Raw genomic sequence first — 16,457 nt, 5'->3', positions numbered from 1 at the left:
AATTCATATATATAACGAGGTCGGCCTAGCCGGCCTTTTTTTATTTTTGTAAATTTTGAGTTCTCTCACAAAGTTCCCGATATTTTACAAATTGTAATACAAAATTTCTTTTTGATACGTAATTGCGAGATTTGAATCATTTTCGGGCTAGAAATAGCAACCCTGTGATGGAAAGATGCGTGCAGACACAGGAGACATCAAACTTCTTTCAAGGTTCCCGTAAAGGTTTCTTGACGGCAGTGGCAGATGTCCAAATAACTCCAATGAGGGTAATAAAAAATGATGAAGCGCAACATTCTTGCAGTGGTTATCCCTGCTCTGTTAGCTGCAGGCGCAGCAAACGCAGCAGAAATCTATAACAAAGACGGCAACAAACTGGATCTGTACGGTAAAGCTGTTGGTCTGCACTACTTCTCTGACAACGCTGGCGATGACGGCGATCAGACTTATGTTCGCTTTGGCTTCAAGGGTGAAACCCAGATTAACGACCAGCTGACCGGTTACGGCCAGTGGGAATACAACGTTCAGGCGAACAACTCTGAAGGTTCTGACGCGCAAGACGGTAACAAAACCCGTCTGGGCTTCGCGGGTCTGAAATTCGGTGATGCAGGTTCAATCGACTACGGTCGTAACTACGGCGTTGTATACGACGCAATCGGCTGGACTGACGTTCTGCCAGAATTCGGTGGTGACTCTGGTTACTCAGATAACTTCATGAACGGTCGTAGCACCGGTTTGCTGACTTACCGTAACACCAACTTCTTCGGTCTGGTCGACGGTTGGAACTTCGCATTACAGTATCAGGGCAAAAATGATCGTACTGATACTCGTCGTGCCAACGGTGACGGCTACGGTATCTCCACCTCTTACACCTCACCAATTGGTTTGGGTGTAGCTGCAGCATATAGCAGCAGTGATCGTACTAATGCGCAGTCAGCTGGTGCTCAGACTACTTACACCAACAGCACAACTGGCGGAGCTACAGTTACTGATGTAACAGGTGAAGGCGCTGGTAAGCGTGCTGAAAACTGGGCTGCTGCACTGAAGTATGATGCGAACAACATCTACTTAGCAGCGATGTACGGTGAAACCCGTAACTCCACACCAATTTCAGCTTCAGGCTCTGGTACTTTTGTTGCTCAGAACGGTAACACCTACTCCAATGCTTCTATCACTGGCTTTGCTAACAAAGCACAGAACTTCGAAGTTGTTGCACAGTACCAGTTCGACTTCGGTCTGCGTCCATCCATCGCTTATGTCCAGTCTAAAGGCAAGGACATCGAAGGTATCGGCGATGCTGACCTGGTTAAATATATCGATGTGGGCGCAACCTACTACTTCAACAAAAACATGGCTACCTACGTTGATTACAAAATCAACCAGTTGGATGACAACAACCCTCTGGGTCTGGCTACCGACGACGTAGTTGCTGTAGGCCTGGTATACCAGTTCTAATCTCTCGATTAGATATGTGTATCGCCTAAAAACGGAGCCTTCGGGCTCCGTTTTGCTTTTCAGTGATCAGCTTCTCAATTAGCGCCTCTACTTTATACACGCGGCTTATTTCTTTTTTATGTCAGCGGTTGGCAAGCGTATCATCTGACGCTAACCTGATAGCTCATTTCGCTAAAGTTCACCCAAACGGAACTGACTCATGTTTGAATCGATCTCTGCCGCACCCGCCGATCCTATTCTGGGACTGGCTGACCTGTTTCGCGCCGACGACCGCCCGAATAAAATCAACCTTGGCATTGGTGTCTATAAAGATGAAACCGGTAAAACACCGGTACTCACCAGTGTTAAAAAAGCTGAGCAGTATCTGCTGGAAAATGAAACCACCAAAAATTATCTGAGCATTGATGGTCTGGCCGACTTTGCTCGCTGCACTCAGGAATTGCTGTTCGGCAAAGAGAGCGCGCTGATTTCAGCGGGCCGCGCGTGCACAGCACAAACTCCAGGCGGCACCGGTGCATTGCGCGTCGCTGCGGATTTCCTCGCGACGCAGACCAATGTGAAGCGTGTGTGGGTAAGCAACCCTAGCTGGCCGAACCACAAAAACGTATTCAACGCGGCGGGTCTGGAAGTTTGTGATTACCAGTATTACGACGCGGCCAACCATAGCCTCAATTTCGCAGGCATGATCGCTTCGTTGCAGGAAGCCAAAGCCGGCGACGTGGTTCTTTTCCACGGCTGCTGCCACAACCCGACTGGCGTCGATCCTTCCGCGGACCAGTGGCAACAGCTGGCGAAGCTATCGCAGGAAAAAGGCTGGCTGCCACTGTTCGACTTCGCTTACCAGGGCTTTGCACGTGGCCTGGATGAGGATGCAGAAGGTCTGCGTATTTTCGCCGCGTCTCATCAGGAGCTGATTGTTGCCAGCTCTTACTCCAAGAACTTTGGCCTGTACAACGAGCGTGTCGGTGCACTGACGCTGGTTGCCGCCAACAGCGATGTCGCGAAAACCGCCTTTAGCCAGGTGAAATACAGCATCCGTGCTAACTACTCTAACCCACCTTCACACGGTGCCGCTGTGGTCGCCACCATCCTCGGTAACGACGCGTTGCGTACCATCTGGGTGCAGGAGCTGACAGACATGCGTCAGCGCATCCAGCGCATGCGTCAGCTGTTCGTGAATACCCTGGCAGAGAAAGGCGCGAAACAGGACTTCAGCTTTATCATTAAGCAGAATGGCATGTTTTCGTTTAGCGGCCTGACCAAAGATCAGGTTGTGCGCCTGCGTGACGAGTTCGGCGTATATGCCGTTAACTCTGGTCGTGTGAACGTGGCCGGGATGACGCCAGACAATATGTCTGCGCTCTGTGAAGCGATTGTCGCTGTACTTTAAACAAGTCAGTAGAATGAGAAATGGGCCTTAATGGCCCATTTTTTATTGCAGGAACGGATTACTGATACGCTCCCGACCCAAGGTGGAAATCGGACCGTGGCCCGGCACAAAGGTCACATCATCACCCAGCGGTAACAGCTTAGTGTTAATCGCATTGATTAAATCGCTGTGGCTGCCCTGCGGGAAATCGGTACGTCCGACACCGCCATTGAAAATCACATCACCCGATATCAATAAGCGCCCAGCCCGGTCAAAGAAAACAATGTGTCCCGGCGTATGACCCGGGCACAGCAGCACTTCCAGCGTGACATTGCCAACCTGAACCGTTTCGCCCTCTTCCAGCCAGCGATCCGGCGCCAGTGGCGCACATTCCGGCAGGCCAAACATACGGCTTTGCGTCGGCAAATTATCCAGCCAGAACGCATCCAGCTTGTGAGGGCCAACAATAGGAATTTGATAGTGTGCGGCGAGTTCAGCAGCGGCCCCCACATGATCAAGATGACCATGCGTCAGCAGAATTTGCGCGGGGGTTAATCCCCGCTCAGCTAATACGGCAATAATCGTCTCGGCATCGCCGCCGGGATCCACCAGCGCCGCCTGCTGAGTTTCGTCATCCCAGATGACCGAGCAGTTTTGAGAAAAGGCCGTAACCGGAATAATGTGGTAATTCATAGCGCTCCATGACCGACACACGCAGCGCTGCCGGTATCAGGACCAGTGCCTTGCAGGCCCGGTATCTATGTGTACGAAGTTGCTGCGCGGGTAATATCCTACACCACCGGCGCGCATAGATAACGCCGCTTTGCGAACATTGCTCAATGAAATTCCCTCGATATGGAAATCCATCGCCTGCCCTTTGGTGTGATAACTGTGTTTGGCCACGCCAGGACCCGATTCACGCAGCATATTGTTAGTGGCCAGCGTACGGTAGCCTGAGATAAGCTGCACCGGTTTGCGGGTGTTGAGCACCATCTGTAAGCGATAGAGCTGATCAAACAGATGCGGATCGATGTGTTTCACTTGATTGGCGCGGTAATCACGGAAGAAGTGATTTAAGCGGGCTAACTCATCCTTGTCATAACTCTTGCCGTTAAAAAACTCCGTTTTAAGGGTTTCACCGGTGTGAAGGTTATTAAGCGTCAATACTCGGGGGCGCGAGGTGGAAAGCGAAGCCAGCGCTGAACCAGGAAGCAGAGACAAACCTGCCGCTGCGCCTCCAATCAGGAGCAATCGACGACGTTGAGAATCAAAATTAGCCATGTAGCGGGGTTACCTAATCTAAAGCGATAAAAAAATGTGTAAAAAGTACACAAGGCCGAACAGTAACCGCAGCCTGGAGGTCAGTCAACCCGCAATGTGTCACAGAATGACCAAAACCCGCGCAAAACCGAAATTTTGCGACGGGCCCTGATCTTTTCGAAGAGAGGTGAAATCCGGCAAATCAATGACTAGAGGAGAAGTTTTCCTGCTTTTGACAGAACCTGGCTACCGGAGCGCGCAGGGTTATCATAATTGTAAATATCTGTACGATATTGCGGCTGTCCATCCGCCGCGACCCATGCGGTTAAATAATAGAGATTAACCGGGATGCGGTGGCGAATCGGCACATAGCGCGTGTCGCCCTGTTTCAGCGTGTCGGTGATGCGGCTGTCATTCCAACCCACATCCTGCAGCAGCAGGTCGGCCAGTTCAGAGGCCTTATTCACGCGCACACAACCAGAGCTCAGTGCGCGAATATCGCGCTGGAACAAGCCATGGTTAGGCGTGTCGTGCAAATAGATGGCATCGGAACTCGGCATATTAAACTTATATCGACCCAGCGAGTTCATCGCGCCCGGCGCCTGACGAATGCGATACGGGAAACTGGCTGCAGAAACCATATGCCAGTCAATCATCGACGGATCGATCACTTCGGCATCCGCACTCCAGCCCGACAGTAAGGTATAGCCGTGCTTGTAGAGGTATCCGGGATCCTGTTTGACCTTCGGCACGATATCCTGACGCACCAAAGTGGTAGGTACATTCCACGGTGGATTGAGCACCACATTGTTCAACGCACTGCGCATCAGTGGCGTTTTACGATCGGGACGACCGACAATCACCCGCGATGACAAAATCGTGGCTCCGTTGTTGTAATAGGTGAGTGAATAGTTGGGAATGTTCACCATAATGCCGTTATGCATATCATCCGGCAGCAGACGCAGGCGCTGGATATTCAGTGCCAGTAACGATGCGCGCATCTGCGGTGACACATTCAACCACTCACGCGTGCGAGGGCCTATCGCCCCATCATCTGCCAGACCTTGCCAGTGCTGGAAGCGTTTTACCCCTTCCACCAGCGCGGCGTCATACACATTATCACCAGCAGGCGTGGTATTCGCCACCACGTTGCCGGTTGCCGCAGGTGCCTGTGCAGACAAATCATTGACGCTGGCCGCCGATGGACTCACCGCGATCGGCTGATTGCTCTGGCTGACCGGCACAGGTGCTGTCGGCACGGCATCATCAGCTGGCGTCGGTGTGCTGCTGTGCATTGCGGCAGTCAGCATGCCGGTCCGCTGCAAAATCTCTCTGAGCGCAGGCACATCGTTGCTAATTTGGCCGGGGCGGAGCGTCCCGCTGTCGCGCAGTTGTGGCCATGGACGGTTATCGGTCAGCAGCGCTTTGAGCGCACTGTGCATCGGCGCATATTGAGGATGTTGCGGTGCCAGCGAGATGATAAACGCGCGACTGCCACCACCGTTTACCGCATTTTGCCACTGGTTAATGGCAGCTACGCCCGGCATCGTCAATTTGTAGGGAACATTACTGTACAGCCAGGTTTCACCCTGCGTCGGCACATTAGCGACAAACTGCAAATAGCCTAACATGGCATCGCTCAGCACGATGTCGCGCGCCATGCCGGTAATCGTGGGATTAGTCAGTAATTCAACCCAACGAGTAAACTGTGGCTGGACGCCGGAAAGCGCCACCTCCGCCAACTGTTGCTGGAAAGCCTGCACCGCTTGCTGATCCTGCCAGAGTGGCGCCATATTACGCGCGGCGTAGATACCGGCTAATCCCGGCAGATAGAAAGGCTGCTGACTGGGGCTAAAAGCCTGCTGAATTTGATGCTGACTCGCCGCCACTGACATGGCGCTATGTGAAGTTCCGGGTAAAGCGGCAATGATCGCGGCATGGCTGGTGGCCAGCGGCGACAATACCAGTGAAACACTGAGTGCGAGTACCGCACGATTCATTCTGCTTCTTCTATTCAGCCACATCCCTGCCCCCTTCTCACCTAAGACACAGCGCCCTGTTTTCGCTATGTACAGCCTTACTCTTATTGTTGAGTATACAAATAAAAAACGGCATCTGCCTCAGTGTGCAGATGCCGCTTACAGATTAAACGGTGCGCTGTTTTTTAACCAGATTCAGCGTCAGGTATTTTCTGTTTCTAAATCGATATCACTGGTGTCGCGTTTTGCTGGCACAGGATCTGCCGAGAATCCACGCAGCCCCGCCACATGCACGTGTTCAGTGTTGTTAAACACTTTACGCACCAGCTTGTAGGTGGTGCCTTTCTCCGGGCTGATGTTCTCTGGCGCAGCAATCACCAGCTGCATCTCCAGACGCTCACACAGTTCGAACAGGGTGGCGATGGAGCGGGCATCGAGACGCGCCGCTTCATCAAGGAACAGCAGTCGGCATGGCGAAATATCTTTACCGCGCAGACGACGTGATTCCTCTTCCCAGCTTTGCACCACCATCACCAGAATTGACATACCGGTACCGATCGCTTCACCGGTCGACAACGCTCCACTCTCTGCGCGCAGCCAGCCATCGGAGCCGCGGTTCACTTCCACTTCCATCTCAAGATAGTTGCGGTAGTCGAGCAGCTCTTCACCGATGGTTTGTGGTGTGCGCTGCCCCATATCAATTTGTGGATTCAGACGTTGATAGAGTTTCGCCAGCGCTTCGGAGAAGGTCAGACGATTGCTGGTAAACAGATCCTGATGCGCTTCATGTTCTTCAGACAAGGTATCGAGCAGCGTAGAGTGCGCTTCACGCACGTTAACATTCAGACGTACACTGCGCACCTGACCAAAGCTCACGGCCTGCAAGCCCTGGTTCAGCTGACGAATACGATTCTGCTCACGCTGAATGGTTTTACGAATGATATTCGCCGCGCTGCGTGAACTGATGGCCAGCGTCTGCTCGCGTGCCGTCAGCTCTTCCGTCAGACGATTCAGCTCAATCTCCATCTGCTCGATGGCTTCAACCGGATCGTCAGTACGAATGATGTCCTGACGAATACGTTCGCGCAGATGCTGATAAACTGCGATAAAGAACTGTACTTTGCGTTCTGGACGTTTTGGATCTTCCGACATGCGCAGCACATCACGCAGATGTTCGTTATCCGCCACCGCCAGACGCAGTGCACCCAATGCCTTATCCGACATTGAACGCAGTTCATCTCCGCCCAGATAGGCCATCTCACGACGATGCAGGCGACGCTCCATGCCGTTCTCTTTGACCAGACGCAGCACCGTACACCAGCCTGCTTTAGCGCTGACGACCTGCTCACGAATCTGGTGATAATCACGCTCCAGCTTGCGCAGTTTCTTCTGCAGGCCGTCCATTTCGGCTTCGCAGAACGTGAGCTGTTTCTCCAGCTGATTACGACGAGCACGGTTATGGCTTAATGCGGTATAAAGTTCGTCGCGTCGGGCGCGGGCGCGCTCTTCGGCGCTGGCATCGGCATGCACGCCGATATCCTGCATCTCCTGCTGCAACTCTTTCAGCATGTCACGCTTGGCGTCATAGGAACTTTTCAGTGATGCCAGCACTTGTGAATATTGTGTCAGCTGCGCCTGATGTTCGCGCAGACGTTCACGCGCACGACTGCGCTCACCCTCCGCCTGATCCAGACGCTGGCGCAGTTTTTCATTGAGATCGCTGTTGCCGGTCAGCATGCCGGCAGAATCTTCATAGCTAAAGTGGGCGCGACGTTGCACCACCTCCGTCAGGGCAAAGGCCTGCTGACGCGCATCACGCTGCTGCTGCTGTGCTTGCTGGTAATCGCGCTCCAGCTGATCATGCTGCTGCGGATCGCTTTGCAACACCGACACCAGCGGCTCCAGCTTGCTGATTTTAGCGCCATGCTGATGCAGGAAGCGCGCCGCTTCCTGAGCTTCTTCGACGCGTTCACGGATCTCTTCGCAGCGATCGCCAAGTGAATCATCCAACAGCAGATTCACGCGTGGCAGCAGGCGGTTGAGCTGGCTGACGCCCTCTTTAGCCTGTTCAAACTGGGCACGCTGCTGCTGGTTATCATTCTCATGCTGTGCCAGACCCCGTTCCAGCTCGCCACGACGGCTGTTTAGCTGGCGGATCAGCGCTTCAGGATCCTCATCAAAGGCCACCGCTAAATGGCTACCGATAAAGCGGCTGAAGGATTGATGCAAGCGCTGCGTTTTCTGCACGTCAAAGGACAAAGTGGCAAACCGTTCTGCCAGCTGGTCGCGTTCATTGTTCAGCAGTTCCAGCTGGTTTTCACGCGCAGCGCGGCCAAACAGCGGCACTTTAGGGAAGCGGGAGTAGCGCCACTGACGCTCAGCCACTTTCACTACCACGGCGTTTTCCAACTCATCAACACTGAAGACGCTGTCATCAAACGCCTGCGGATCCCCTTCAATCAGATAGAGATCTTCCGGGCAATCCTCCAGGCCATCCAACAGTTCACGCACCAGAGATAAATCGGGTACCACAATCGCATGACGCGATGGGCCATACAGCGCCGAGAAGTACGGTGCGTCATCCAGTGTGACGTCATCGTAAATTTCCGACAGCAGTACGCCGCCAAATCGTTCCGCCAGTTGCGTCAGGCGAGCATCTTCCGCACCACCAGGTTGACTTAAACGCTCGATCTGCTGCTCGACTTCACGTTTACGTGCCGCCACATTGTCACGTTCAACGGTGGTTTCACGCTCACGCTCCAGCAACTGCTGCATGAACTCAGTGATCTGCTGGCTGTTAGTCAGCGCCTGACCCGTTTGCTCGCTAAGCTGCGTCAGGATTTCCTGCGCGGCCAGCCAATGTGGCGCACGCGCCGTCAGTGCAGTGATGCGTTCACGCAGCTGTTCCAGTTCCTGGCGCATCAGCATGCGGCGTTCACCGGCATCGGACACGCTTTCGTTCAGCTGTTCAATCTGTGCTTCCAGCTCGCGCTGCAGCCCTTCCAGCGCGTCGGCATCGTACTGTTGCCCCTGACGCTTGCAGAAATCGGCTAACAGGCGCTCGGCATCATGCTGCTCGCGCAGGCGCGTTTCCAGCTCATTGAGACGCAGGCGCAGCGAAGAGAGCTGATCGGCATGATGACGCTGGTTAGCGGCATCGCGCAATAAGTCGCGTCCCACTTGCCATGCATCCTGACGGCTCACTTCGCCGGCGATACTGGTCACCAGCGCTAATGCCTGCTCAAATTGACTGTGCGCCGCTTCGGCCACGCTGAGTTTCTGCTCCAGACGTAAAAGTTGCTCGGTGGCTTCTTCTTCGCGTGCCTGGAAGGTTTCCTGCCACTCCGTCGCATTATCGATGGTCAGATCGGGCAACTGACACTGCGCGCGCGCTTTATCCAGCGCCTGCAATGCTTGCTGATACTGAATGGCCCGCGTTTGTTGCACATCGAGCGCCTGCTGGAAATCGGCTAACTGGCTTTTCAGCTCATCCACTTCAATTTCAGCCGCTTCGGCACGCGCTTCATTCTCTTCCTGCACTTCGCGGGCTTCCGCCACCACTTCATTCTGTTCTTCGAGGCGGTAAGTCAGCTCTTCGAGATCGGCATCATAGCGCTCGATCTTCTCCTGCTGACGCATGGCTGTCTGGACCAGATTCAGGTGATCGCTGGCGCCTTGATAGTCGGTTTCCAGATCGCTTTCTGCACCGTTGTGCTCAGAAAGTTCACGCGCCATTTCGATGTGGCGATACTGCTCCGAAGCCAACTGGTTACGGCTGGTAAACAGCTCATTGCGCAGTTGCAGTGCCCCATCGAGATGAATGCGACGCTCGTTGGCGTGACGCATATAATCTGCCGACACATAGCTGGTGGCTTCAGAGATCAAATGCTTAAACAGGTCGCGATCGGACTGCGTAACGCGAATCGCTTCCAGCGTCATGCGGTTTTCACGCAGCGCGGCTTCCATATCCTGGAAGGCTTTGCGCACGCCACCATTTTCTGGCAACAGATAATCACGCAGTGAACGGGTGATAGCGCTGGAGATACCGCCGTACAGCGAGGCTTCAATCAGACGATAGAACTTACTGCGGTCGCTGGCGGTGCGCAGACGACGCGGCACCACGCCCAGCTCGAACAGGACGGCGTGGTAATCCGTAACCGAGTTGTACTGACGGAACTGCACGCCTTCCTGCGCTTCAACGCGTTCTTTCACTTCCGCCAGCGGTAATACGCGCGCCTGGCGGCTGTTAAGGATTTCGGTCAGCATATCGGTCGGCTGCGAATCGGTCGGCAGGCCATGAATACTGAAGGGTTTGATATCGACTTTTTTATCGCGTCCAGCAACCTGTTGCAGACGCACGCCGACCACCACGCGCTGATGGCGCGAATTGACCACATCCAGCACCGCATAGCAGACACCCGCGCGCAGTTTACCGTGCAGACCTTTATCGCGAGAGCCCGAGGTGGCCCCCGCTTCGGTGGTGTTACGGAAATGCAGCAAGGTGAGGTCGGGGATCAGCGCCGTGACAAAAGCCGCCATGGTGGTGGATTTACCCGCACCGTTACCGCCGGAGAGCGTGGTCACCAGCTCATCGAGATCAAAGGTACGGGCAAAGAAGCCGTTCCAGTTGATCAGCGTTAGCGAACGAAACTTACCGCGTTCAATCATTCCTGTTCATCCTCCGCGTTATCATTCGCATCGCTTTCAACGTCATTGTCGTTATCTGCATCATCACTCTCGTTGGCCGCGGCTTTGTTCTCCAGCATCATGGCTTCGCCGTCGCGGATCAGACGCAGCTGTGCTTCACGCGCATCGTCACCGCTGCGCACATCCGCACCGAAGCGGAACACCGACTCCATGATGCGGAACTTGCTGCTGTCGTTGCCCGTGTACCACACCATACCTAGGCGGCGCAGGCGGCTGATCGAAGCACGCATTTTTTCCTGCAGCTTGGCACGATCCAGGTCAGAACCGGTCGAACGCTGGTTTACCAGCTTGAGCAGTTTGCTCTCATCCGCCAGTGACAGCAGTTCGTCATACAGCTCCTGCTGGGTGAAAATCCCCTCATTGGCCAGACGCTCTGGGCTGAGGTAGAGGTAACACAGGATCTTACCGACCATCATATCCAGCTCGGACAGCACCGAGCGTGGAATCAGCGTCGTTGAACGTGGACGCAGATAGAAGAAACCTTCCGGCGCGCGCATCAACTCAACGTTGTAGCGCGCATAAAACTCTTCCAGGTACTCCTGGTAATCCATCAGAAAAGCGTGATTATCCAGTTCCTCAATACCAATGTGGCGTCCCGCGCGTAACTGGCTATCGAGCGCCGGGAAAATCGGGTTTGCCAGTGCCAACGCCAGTTTAACTGGCATCACTTGTTCAATATTTGTCGATGACATGTGCCTGCACCTTGGCTCCGTAATCATTAATAGTCTGCCATTCTGCCGGCAGACCGGCTAAATCAGCTTCGGCGACACCGAGGCGTACTGCCTGATCGATGACGATACGCGCCAAATCAAAGTGGCGCGCACGCGGGTATTGCGCCAGATAATCGCGCATCACCGTAGCGAGATGGAGCGGCTTTTGCTCCAGCTTATAAATCTGCAATGCTTCTTCGATCATCGCGGCAAGCTGCTCACGAATCTCGTTAAACTCTTCGTACTCCATCTCTGGCGGCAGTTCGCCCATCACCTCATCATTACGCAGCGTCATCTCTTCATCGCGCATATCGTAAAGACGGTCGGCATTCGCGTAGGTCAATGCCCAAGGCTGGTCGAAGTAGTTCTGCACCGACAGGCGTAAACGTTGCGCGAAGACGCGGTTCTTATCCATGTCGATAGCGGTACGGATAAATTTATGTACGTGGCGGTCGTAGCCAATCCACAAATCGATGGCCTGCTGACCCCAACTGATGATGCGGTCCAGCTTATTTTGCAGGTCAAACACCAGCTTATCGACAAAGCCCAAGTCGGGGCTGCTCAGCGTAGCATCCTGAATGCGCAACAGATTGGCCTGCAATTTGTCACCCGCCGCTTCCAGCGTATCCTGCAGTTCACGCAGTGTGCCGGAGGTTTCGGACAGCAGCAGTTCACAGCTTGAAATCGCGGCACGCCAGTCTTTGTTGAGCAGGTCCGCAATATCGGTTTTCACCGCTTGTTGCTGCTCATCCATCAGACGTTGCGTCATGTCGATGCTGTCAAAAATCTCGGCCACGGAATATTTCAGCGGGGCAAAGACATTGCGATGCCAGTGGAATTCATCACCGTCTTCTTCAGCGGCATCCGCAGCGCGCTTCAGTTCCTGCGCCACAATCGACAGCTGCATTGACAGGCGCAGCGTGGAAAATTCACGCTGGCGAATGTAGTAGTCGGTAATGCCGATGGCCAGCGGCGTCAGACGGTAAATCGCGTGGCCTTCAGTGAGCTCACTGGTAAAGCGATTGAGCAGACGCTGACGCACCATGTCATTGATGGCGTTGTTGGCACGCACCTGCACGGTTTCATGGGTTTGCTCAAAGGCTTTACTGACGTGACGAAACGCATCGATCAGTTCACCTTCACTCATTTCACCGTCCATGCGCTCACCGTTTAAGGTGGCGATAGCCAGCAAAAAGGCCAGACGTTCTACCGGCAACGCAAGTGAAAAGTCATTCTTGCGCGCCCATGCCACCAATTCGGGGACCGTCTGGGAAAATTCGCTCATAGTTGATCCTTCTACCTGGGTTTGCGCGCGGTCACGTGGATATAGCGCCCTAAACTTAAAAAGGGCTCCTGACGACAGTAGCGCCGTTCCATCTCAATAATCTCTTCAACGCTTTTGACGACGCCGGGCGGTGGCGGTTTCATGTAATCACAAAACACGCGAATGCCTGCACGCTGTTCAATTTCAAAGCCCGCATCACTTAACCAGCGATTGACGTCCTGAGGATCGCGCGGGAAATCCGGTGACAGCGTACGCTTTTTGCGTTTGGTCATATTGGCACGCAGATAGCCGAAATTGCCGAGTTGCAGGGTGCGGAACGTCAGGGCATGCGCATTGTAAAACATCAACGACAGCACGCCACCGGGCTTCAGCGTGTGCCACAAGGCACGCAGCACCGCTTCCGGTTCTGCCACCCACTCCAGCACAGCGTGAAACAATACCAGATCAACCGGCTGATCCAAATGTTCGCCCACCTGCTGCGCGCTAATTTGTTTGAATTGCATGTTGTGGCTCACACCCTCGGTGTGCGCATGCGCTTCAGCCAGCTTTAACATCTCCGCGGAGAGATCGCACAACAGCACCTGATGGCCACGTGCCGCTAATCCACAGGAGATTTGTCCTACGCCACCGCCGGCATCCAGCACTGACAGTGCGCCTTCAGGCAGTGTCGGTAACAGCGCATCCAGTTCGTCCCACAGGATCGCCTGCCGTACCTGCCCTTTGCGGGTGCCATAAATGTTCTGCGAAAATTTGTCCGCCAGATCGTCAAAGTTACGATCCTGCATGATGATGGCTCCACTGTGCTGCATTCAACTTGTGCTATTTTGTCACAGGCTCAACAAGAATGAACCTTTCACGCCACAGTAACTGTCTGGCTGCTGTTTTTTCGGACAAAAGGAGCAAATTTCGATGTTTTTTGCCTTAAAGAAATGGATTGGCGCGATGTTATTACCTTTACCACTGCTGTTGTTGCTAATGGCAGTAGGACTTTTACTTCTCTGGTTTAGCCGTTGGCAAAAAGGCGGCAAAATCCTGATCTCTCTGAGTTGGCTGCTGCTTTTATTGCTCAGCTTGCAACCCGTTGCCGATCGTCTGTTGCGCCCCATCGAACAGCATTATCCAACCTGGAACGGTAGCGAACCGGTGGATTATATCGTCGTGCTGGGCGGTGGCTACACCTTCAATCCGAATTGGGCACCAAGTTCTAATTTGCTCAACAACAGCCTGCCGCGCGTAACAGAAGGTGTGCGCCAATGGCGTCGGAATCCACAAGCAAAAATGATTTTCACTGGCGCTGCTGCTGGATACAACCCCCGCAGCAACGCCAGCGTGGCGGCAGAGGTAGCCGAAAGTCTGGGAGTGCCACGGTCGGCGATTATCACGCTGGACCAACCACATGATACGGGCGAAGAAGCGCTGGCCGTCAAACAAACTATCGGCAATCACCCTTTCCTGCTGGTCTCATCGGCGAACCACTTGCCACGTGCAATGCATTTTTTCCTGAGCGCAGGTCTGAACCCCATCGCCGCACCGGCCAATCAGCTCGCGATTACCTCGCCAATCAGCGCCTGGGACCGCATGTTGCCATCGCCAATGTGGCTGGGTCACAGTGAACGTGCGATTTACGAAACCCTGGGCCAGATTTGGCAACGGCTGCGTGGCGATGATTTGCTGTCATCCGAGCCAGGGAAGTAACTGCTCGCGGGCATGATCAAAGCGCGGACGGTCAAACTGTCCGCTGCTTACCAACGTATCGACACAATCCCATAGCTGATACAGCCAGCGCCGCCAGATAAAGCCTTCAGAAACCGGCGCGCGTTGCAGGTAATGCTGCAGCAGTGAGGCTTCAGCCCCGCTATCTGCCAGCCGGATTAATTCATACTCACGCGGAGCCCAGAGAATATTGCCTGGCTGCATCATCGCTACCAGTTGGTCACTGCGTGCATCTTTCAGCATGCTGGATAAACGCAGGTTGCCGTGCATCAGCACGCAGGGATCGTCGAAGTCTTTGAAGAGATGAGTTAACTGCTGTCGGCTGCGGTACAGGATCTGCCGATCTTCCAATGTGAAAAATGGCGGTGACAGATAGCCCAACGTGGCCCACAGCACCTCGATGCGCTGGCGATACCAGGCTGGCCAGTTGTTTTCCTGGACACTATCAACCCTTCCCACTAATCCGTGGCTGTCGATACGGTGCCAGCCGAGTACACCCTCGACAATTTGCTCACACAGTTGCTCCCAGCGCACGGCGGTGCGCGCTGGCGCTTCGGCGGAGACGCCATTGAATCGCGCCATCAGTAGCATTTCATGTACCGGCGGCTGCTGACTCAGCACCAGGCCAAAAACCGCAGGTACTGTGACCAGTCCCTCATGGCCCAACATGGTGAGTTTTTTGGCTTCCAGCGCCGCACGGCCTTGATGGCGAAAATACTTCGCCACCAGCGGCATCGGTTTACCGTCGTTGTCATAGAGTGCGTACAGCCGCGACTGCGCCTGTTCGCTAATGGTTTCGAGGCGGCTGATACCTTCACCCAGTATCAACGCCAGTTCTGAACGGAGCTGTTCCATGCGTTATCCTCCGCAGTCAATTGACTTCACTATCCTGGAGGTCATGGTGGCGCGAAACTTAGCGCCAGATCAAACTTTATGGCCAGCGCGAGCGGCTGGCCGGTCGGGCTTTACCCCTGCATGGCCGCACGAACACGGACCAGATCCTCTGGTGTGTCCACGCCAACACTTGGCACGGTTTGCGCTACGGCAACGTGAATCTTCTCGCCGTACCACAGCACGCGCAACTGCTCCAGCAATTCAATGTGCTCTAACGGGCAAGGTTCCCACGCAATGTAACGACGGATAAAGCCAGCGCGATAGGCGTAAATGCCAATGTGACGCAGCAAAGTGTCACCAATCTGTTCGCGCGATTTCGCATAGCGCTCGCGATCCCATGGAATGGTGGCGCGTGAGAAATAAAGCGCATAGCCTTTCGCGTCCATCACCACTTTAACCGCATTGGGGTTAAACGCTTCTTCAGCGTCGGTAATCGGCACGGCTAATGTCGCCATCCCTGCATCAGCCTGCGCCAGATTATCGGCGACCTGACGTACGATTTCTGCCGGAATCATCGGCTCGTCGCCCTGCACGTTGACGATAATGGTGTCATCGGCAAACTGATATTTCTCAATCACTTCTGCCAGGCGCTCGGTGCCCGACTGGTGATCCGCGCGCGTCATGCACACTTCGCCACCGGCAGCGGTTACCGCTGCAGCAACCTCGGGGTGATCGGTCGCCACAATTACGCGATCGGCGCCCGACTCGCGTGCGCGCTCCATCACGTGTATCACCATCGGTTTACCGTGAATATCCACCAGCGGTTTGCCGGGCAGGCGCGTTGATGCATAACGCGCCGGAATGATGGCGACGAAACTCATGGATGGATCTCTTCAACAGACAGCGTACGCGCTTCCACTTCGAGCAATACCGGAATGCCATCGCGCACCGGGTAAGCCAGGCCGTCTGGTTTACAAATCAGCTCCTGCTGCTCTTTGTTGAAATACAGTTTTCCGTTGCAAACCGGACAGGCAACAATCTCAAGTAAACGGTGATCCATAATTTTCTCCTTTCAGCACCGATTTGTCAGGCGCCTAGCATACCATAGCGCACCCGAAGCACAGTGCGCCGGGCGCGGCATTATT

The 16,457-nt window shown here is 54.3% G+C and carries 13 protein-coding genes; 3 read left to right on the top strand and 10 right to left on the bottom strand.

What is annotated here, in order from left to right; all coding sequences use genetic code 11:
* Positions 1–279: 279 nt before the first annotated feature.
* Together ompF and FD737_RS00515 are read left to right on the top strand one after the other, a co-directional pair.
* Positions 280–1,455, top strand: coding sequence for a porin OmpF (gene ompF, locus FD737_RS00520; protein WP_304622093.1), 1,176 nt, complete (start codon positions 280–282; stop codon positions 1,453–1,455).
* Positions 1,456–1,654: 199 nt separating this feature from the next.
* Positions 1,655–2,845 carry an amino acid aminotransferase gene (locus tag FD737_RS00515; RefSeq protein ID WP_160832436.1) on the top strand — a complete coding sequence of 397 codons (1,191 nt, stop codon included), beginning with the start codon at positions 1,655–1,657 and terminating at the stop codon, positions 2,843–2,845.
* 42 nt (positions 2,846–2,887) lie between these two features.
* Here FD737_RS00515 and FD737_RS00510 read toward each other — a convergent pair whose 3' ends face one another.
* From FD737_RS00510 to cmoM, 7 genes are all read right to left on the bottom strand, one after another.
* Entirely contained in the window at positions 2,888–3,517 is a 630-nt protein-coding gene (locus tag FD737_RS00510) for an MBL fold metallo-hydrolase (protein WP_097119313.1), read from the bottom strand.
* Positions 3,518–3,553: 36 nt separating this feature from the next.
* Positions 3,554–4,105 carry a YcbK family protein gene (locus tag FD737_RS00505; protein ID WP_034820522.1) on the bottom strand — a complete coding sequence of 184 codons (552 nt, stop codon included), beginning with the start codon at positions 4,103–4,105 and terminating at the stop codon, positions 3,554–3,556.
* Positions 4,106–4,293: 188 nt separating this feature from the next.
* A complete protein-coding gene (gene ldtD / locus FD737_RS00500) occupies positions 4,294–6,084 on the bottom strand; it encodes a L,D-transpeptidase (RefSeq protein ID WP_370522984.1) in 1,791 nt (596 codons plus the stop codon).
* 180 nt (positions 6,085–6,264) lie between these two features.
* A complete protein-coding gene (gene mukB / locus FD737_RS00495) occupies positions 6,265–10,731 on the bottom strand; it encodes a chromosome partition protein MukB (protein WP_160832434.1) in 4,467 nt (1,488 codons plus the stop codon).
* On the bottom strand, positions 10,728–11,462 hold the full coding sequence (mukE, locus tag FD737_RS00490; protein ID WP_097119316.1) for a chromosome partition protein MukE: 735 nt from the start codon (positions 11,460–11,462) through the stop codon (positions 10,728–10,730). The genes mukB and mukE overlap by 4 nt, the downstream gene beginning before the upstream one ends.
* Positions 11,443–12,765 carry a chromosome partition protein MukF gene (gene mukF, locus FD737_RS00485; RefSeq protein WP_034820534.1) on the bottom strand — a complete coding sequence of 441 codons (1,323 nt, stop codon included), beginning with the start codon at positions 12,763–12,765 and terminating at the stop codon, positions 11,443–11,445. Before mukF ends, mukE begins: the two co-directional genes overlap by 20 nt.
* 11 nt (positions 12,766–12,776) lie before the next feature.
* Positions 12,777–13,550, bottom strand: coding sequence for a tRNA uridine 5-oxyacetic acid(34) methyltransferase CmoM (cmoM, locus tag FD737_RS00480; protein WP_034820537.1), 774 nt, complete (start codon positions 13,548–13,550; stop codon positions 12,777–12,779).
* Positions 13,551–13,674: 124 nt separating this feature from the next.
* On the opposite strand from cmoM, the gene elyC reads away from it, so the two are divergent.
* Positions 13,675–14,460 (top strand): envelope biogenesis factor ElyC, encoded by a 786-nt coding sequence (elyC, locus tag FD737_RS00475; protein ID WP_097119319.1) that lies wholly within the window; start codon positions 13,675–13,677, stop codon positions 14,458–14,460.
* On the opposite strand, the gene FD737_RS00470 is transcribed toward elyC, so the two are convergent.
* The 3 genes from FD737_RS00470 to FD737_RS00460 all read right to left on the bottom strand — a co-directional run bounded on the left by FD737_RS00470 (position 14,440) and on the right by FD737_RS00460 (position 16,372).
* Complete coding sequence (locus tag FD737_RS00470) at positions 14,440–15,333, bottom strand: YcbJ family phosphotransferase (protein ID WP_160832433.1); 894 nt, start codon at positions 15,331–15,333, stop codon at positions 14,440–14,442. The two genes, elyC and FD737_RS00470, sit on opposite strands and share 21 nt — an antisense overlap.
* Positions 15,334–15,443: 110 nt before the next feature.
* Entirely contained in the window at positions 15,444–16,193 is a 750-nt protein-coding gene (kdsB, locus tag FD737_RS00465; protein ID WP_034820546.1) for a 3-deoxy-manno-octulosonate cytidylyltransferase, read from the bottom strand.
* Positions 16,190–16,372, bottom strand: coding sequence for a Trm112 family protein (locus FD737_RS00460; RefSeq protein ID WP_007887424.1), 183 nt, complete (start codon positions 16,370–16,372; stop codon positions 16,190–16,192). The genes kdsB and FD737_RS00460 overlap by 4 nt, the downstream gene beginning before the upstream one ends.
* Positions 16,373–16,457: the final 85 nt, after the last annotated feature.

Source organism: Pantoea sp. Seng, from assembly GCF_009829935.1.
Classification (GTDB): domain Bacteria; phylum Pseudomonadota; class Gammaproteobacteria; order Enterobacterales; family Enterobacteriaceae; genus Pantoea; species Pantoea communis.
The sequence above is the reverse complement of the archived record's forward strand: the minus strand, read 5'-3'. Positions and strand labels throughout refer to the sequence as shown.